This window comes from bacterium, from assembly GCA_040757115.1.
Classification (GTDB): Bacteria; UBA9089; CG2-30-40-21; order CG2-30-40-21; family SBAY01; genus JBFLXS01.
This window is the reverse complement of the sequence record JBFLYA010000290.1, coordinates 1-4333: the sequence shown is the minus strand read 5'-3', so window position 1 is coordinate 4333 and position 4333 is coordinate 1. Positions and strand designations below refer to the sequence as shown.

General features: G+C 35.4%; 4 protein-coding genes. All 4 read right to left on the bottom strand.

Translation table 11 applies throughout. The features are described 5' to 3' along the window. Positions 1-191 precede the first annotated feature (191 nt). A complete protein-coding gene (locus tag AB1422_17235) occupies positions 192-1154 on the bottom strand; it encodes a hypothetical protein (GenBank protein ID MEW6621047.1) in 963 nt (320 codons plus the stop codon). 330 nt (positions 1155-1484) lie between these two features. After that, a complete protein-coding gene (locus tag AB1422_17230) occupies positions 1485-1721 on the bottom strand; it encodes a hypothetical protein (GenBank protein ID MEW6621046.1) in 237 nt (78 codons plus the stop codon). A gap of 93 nt (positions 1722-1814) precedes the next feature. Beyond that, entirely contained in the window at positions 1815-2735 is a 921-nt protein-coding gene (locus AB1422_17225) for a tetratricopeptide repeat protein (protein ID MEW6621045.1), read from the bottom strand. Between the two features lie 36 nt (positions 2736-2771). Next, a partial coding sequence (locus tag AB1422_17220; GenBank protein MEW6621044.1) for a hypothetical protein occupies positions 2772-4333 on the bottom strand: 1562 nt, incomplete at its 5' end.

Here is a 4333-nt window from a genome sequence, read left to right as displayed (position 1 = left end):
AACACTACCTTTATCGGCTCTTTACTGACTATCAGACTATACTCTCCTTTATTGCCACTATAACTCTTATTCTTGCGCATATCAATCAGATTATCTCTATCCTTTAAGTAGAGATAGTATTGGAGTGCTTGGGGTCAGACCGTGAATGTTGAATGTAAAAGGGAACTGCTTTCTACATTCAAGGTCTGACCCTAATCTTCTACTTTATCTGTACGCTTTTTTAATACTTCCTTTATCTCTTTTATAAACCTCTTTATCCGATACTCTTCGTAGTCCTTACCACCACATTCAGCTACCGGAATAGTAGGGTCTTTAAGATACTCTTCAAGATATATCTCGAATTCCTCAACAGCCTTCTCTAACTCACCTGTTCCCCACCAATAGCTAAATGCTAAACTCTCATGAGCTTGGTAATATGTAGGATCTAATCTTAATGCTTCTTTTGCCAAAGTTATTCTCTTATTAAAATATTTCTTTCCAAATCGGAATATATCTCCGTAATATTTAGCTTGGTTTAGTAATACTATAGCTTTTTCTCTATTTGTAACTGGTTTTTTTATGTAAATAATAATTGGTTTAGAAATAAGTAAGCCATGAAAAATATTCTTATCAGGTACATCCCGGGAATCATGGGTAGCAATAATTTCATATCTTCCAGATTCAAGTTTAACAGTAATATCTGGGGGGATACACCAACTTCTACGGACATTACTTTCTGAACCTATGAGTTCTATTTCACTTTCTTTATTTGCAAATACATAATAGTCTCGCCAGTTAATATTTGTAAGTTTTTCTTCTCGAACAATCTTCTTACTAAATAATTCCTCTGAGATTTTCGCTACTTTGATCTTCAGATTATCATCCCATTTCCATGTAGGTGTTGATAGTTTTACTCTGGCAATTTCTTCTTTAATTTCTTTTCCATAAGATTGTTGATTTTGAATTATAATAGACTGTCTAACTGCCGCGTTATTAACCCAAAATACTTCAAATGAAAGAGCAGTACCTTGAAGAATTGTAAGGTTATCTAAATAGGGAGAAATTTTAATTTCCAAATCTTCTTCTCTTATAGAAGCACTATAAACAGAAGTCATCCCTATCCATATAAGCAAATTAAGGCAAATAAAGGTAGTTAAAAAATACTTTCCTCTCATTATATTTTCCTCCTATGTAAAAAAATTCGACCTGTGAAATAGGTTTAAATAAAATGCAAGAAACAGATATTCAACCTCTACTACAAACACTACTACTAACAGGTCGCTCCTACGGAGCTACAAACATATTGCTTTTGCGAAATACTACAAACAGATTGCTCCTACGGAGCTTTATTCATATTAGCTCCAGAGGAGCGATATGTTTGTAGAAAGATTATCTCCCTCATAACAAATTTAGCTCCATAGGAGCGAGCTGTTTATTCTTTTTGTCACCCTAATTGGGGGATATTTTGTCCTTCTATTTCACAGGTTGAAAAAATTCAACCTTTTCTATTTATCACTAACTTCAAATTGACTCTTGCAATGAGAACAGAAATCTACGCCAATTGGCATTGTATTCCATCCATTAGCATCATTAGTACCGTGGTACTCTGGAAGATGAGGTTTTCGATATAGATTCCATTCATTCCACAAATATCTCATAGCACATGAAGTATCACCAGCAGTGGGTGGATCATGATGAGCAATTGAAATCCCATGTCCTAATTCATGGGTAATATTGTGCATTACAGAGGGAACTATTGGGGTCAGACCGTGAATGTTGAATGTAAAAGGAACTGCTTTCTACATTCAAGGTCTGACTCTAATCCCTCTCTGACCCTAATCCTCCTTTTCATCACCCTTTTGTTTCTTTAACTGTCTTTCCAATTCTTTTATAAACCTATTTATCCGATATTCTTCATCAGCCTTCCCGCCACATTCAGCTATTGGGATAGTAGGATCTTTAAGATACTCTTCAAGATATATCTTGTATTCTCTAATAGCCTCCTTATATCTACCTGCGTGGCTATATAGACCTGCTAAAGTAAGATGAGCTGGGTAGTATGTAGGATCAATTCTAAGTGCTTTTTTTGCCTTTTCTAAATCTCCATAATAACTGGCTTGTTCATGTAATGCTTTAGCTTTCTCTCTTTTAGTGGCAGGTTTTTTTATAAATATAGTAAGTGGAATAGAAGTAATTAGTTTATGAATGACATCTTCATCAGGCACAGAACGAGAATCATAAATAGCTGTAATTTCATATTCTCCTGGTTCAAGTTTAGCGGTTACATCTGGTGGAATGGTCCAGGTCCTCTCTACCTTTCTGTAACCTATAAGTTCCATTTTACTTTCCTGATTTGGAAATGTATAGTACTTATACCAATTGATATCTTTAAGTTTTTCTTCTCGGATAACTTTTCCTTTTATCTTCGTAAGTTTCTCTACTTTAATCTTCAAATTCTCATCCCATTTCCATTGTGGAGTTCCTATCTTCACTCTAATAATTTCCTCTTTTACTTCTTTACCATAAGATATATCATTTTGAATTTTGTTAAATTGTCTAATTCCTGCATGATTAACCAACCAAACTCCAAAGTGCAGTGGAGTACTTCCTGGAAAGTATACCTTATTATCATTAAAATTAGAAATTTTAAGCTCCAAATCCTCCTTATTTATAGAAGAACTATAAACAGAAGTCATACCTATCCATATAATTAAATTTATGCAAATAAATAAAGTTGAAAAACACTTTCTTTTCATTATATTTTCCTCCTATGTAAAAAAATTCGACCTTTTCTATTTATCACTAACTTCAAATTGACTCTTGCAATGAGAACAGAAATCTACGCCAATTGGCATTGTATTCCATCCATCAGCATCATTAGTACCGTGGTACTCTGGAAGATGAGGTTTTCGATATAGATCCCATTCATCCCATAAATATCTCATCGCACATGAAGTATCACCACCAGTTGGTGGATCATGATGAGCAATTGAGATACCATGTCCTAATTCATGAGTAATATTATGCATTACAGCATCATTTGCTCTATCATTTGCTCCATCTGGACGATCCCAATTCTCATCCCATCTCACCTGTTCTACATCACATCTAATTTCGGGATGGTTTTTAGGAGGCCCATTTGGACCAAAGGAAACGCCCCACTCATGATAATCATCAACTCCTGCCACTCCTGTATCTCCTTCTATATCATAATTTCTCAAATATAACCCATGTTGATCTACAATATGAGCAGTCTCATAATTAAAATTAACTACTCTGCTTGTAACTCCATTAAACTCAGCAGCAGTTATTTGATAATGAACACTCATTCCTGTAGCAGCAGTAAAATTTCCTTGAGGATAAATGCCATTCTCATCATAAATAAACACATCCTTTCTCTCTGGACTCGTTCTTATATGAACTCCGCTGACAAGAAATCCTCTATATTCTTCATATCGACTCAGCCCATCCCCTAAAGTTCCTTCAGGAGGCACATTATCATCATCATCCGTAGCATTACCCGCATTGTATGACCAGACATCTGCGATATAATTATTATCATCATCTCTGGGAATATTTTTAATCTCAGACTCTGCTGTTTTATTTTGCACCGTTGCCTCTGCTTTTATTTCACCATAAGAACCATAATCAAACGAGGAAACAATGACATCTATTGTATTCACCTCTTGCTTTGATTCTGCTATCGCACCATTTCCTCTAATGTTAAATAGAGGATTCTTATTAGCTTCAAACTTCAAATCCTTATCTGCAGTACTTTGCTTACCAGCATTTAGACAATACCCAGGTTCATCAGATACCCCACTTAAGGTAAATGTAATAATTCCTTTAACATCATCAGGGATAATATTTGCAGTAAAGTTTGTAGTATTATCTTTTTCTGGTAGCCATGCAAGATTACAATCAGTTATCTTTACTTTAAACACCGTCTCATGAATAGAGTCAACATCATTCCCATGTGGACAGGTAATTTTGGCATCAATAGTGATATGTCCAGGTCCGGGCGGGTTAATTGAATAAGTTGGGCCAGAACCATCTGGAAAATTATATTGCCCACCGTCAGCTAATTCCTCAACTGCACTCCACACTATATCATCACTTATCTCACCACATTCATCACAATAAGCCTGTGCAGTACAATCTATCGCCTCACCTACTAAATAATAACTATTATTTGCTGGTGAAGTAATCCAGACATTTGGTCTTGGGTATTCGGTCGTCATCCCACCCTGTAACACACCACAAATTACATACAATCCATATCCGTAATATGGATCTAATATTATCCAGCCCATACCATACCAATCATTATACATAAAGGCACGCTTTGGAATGG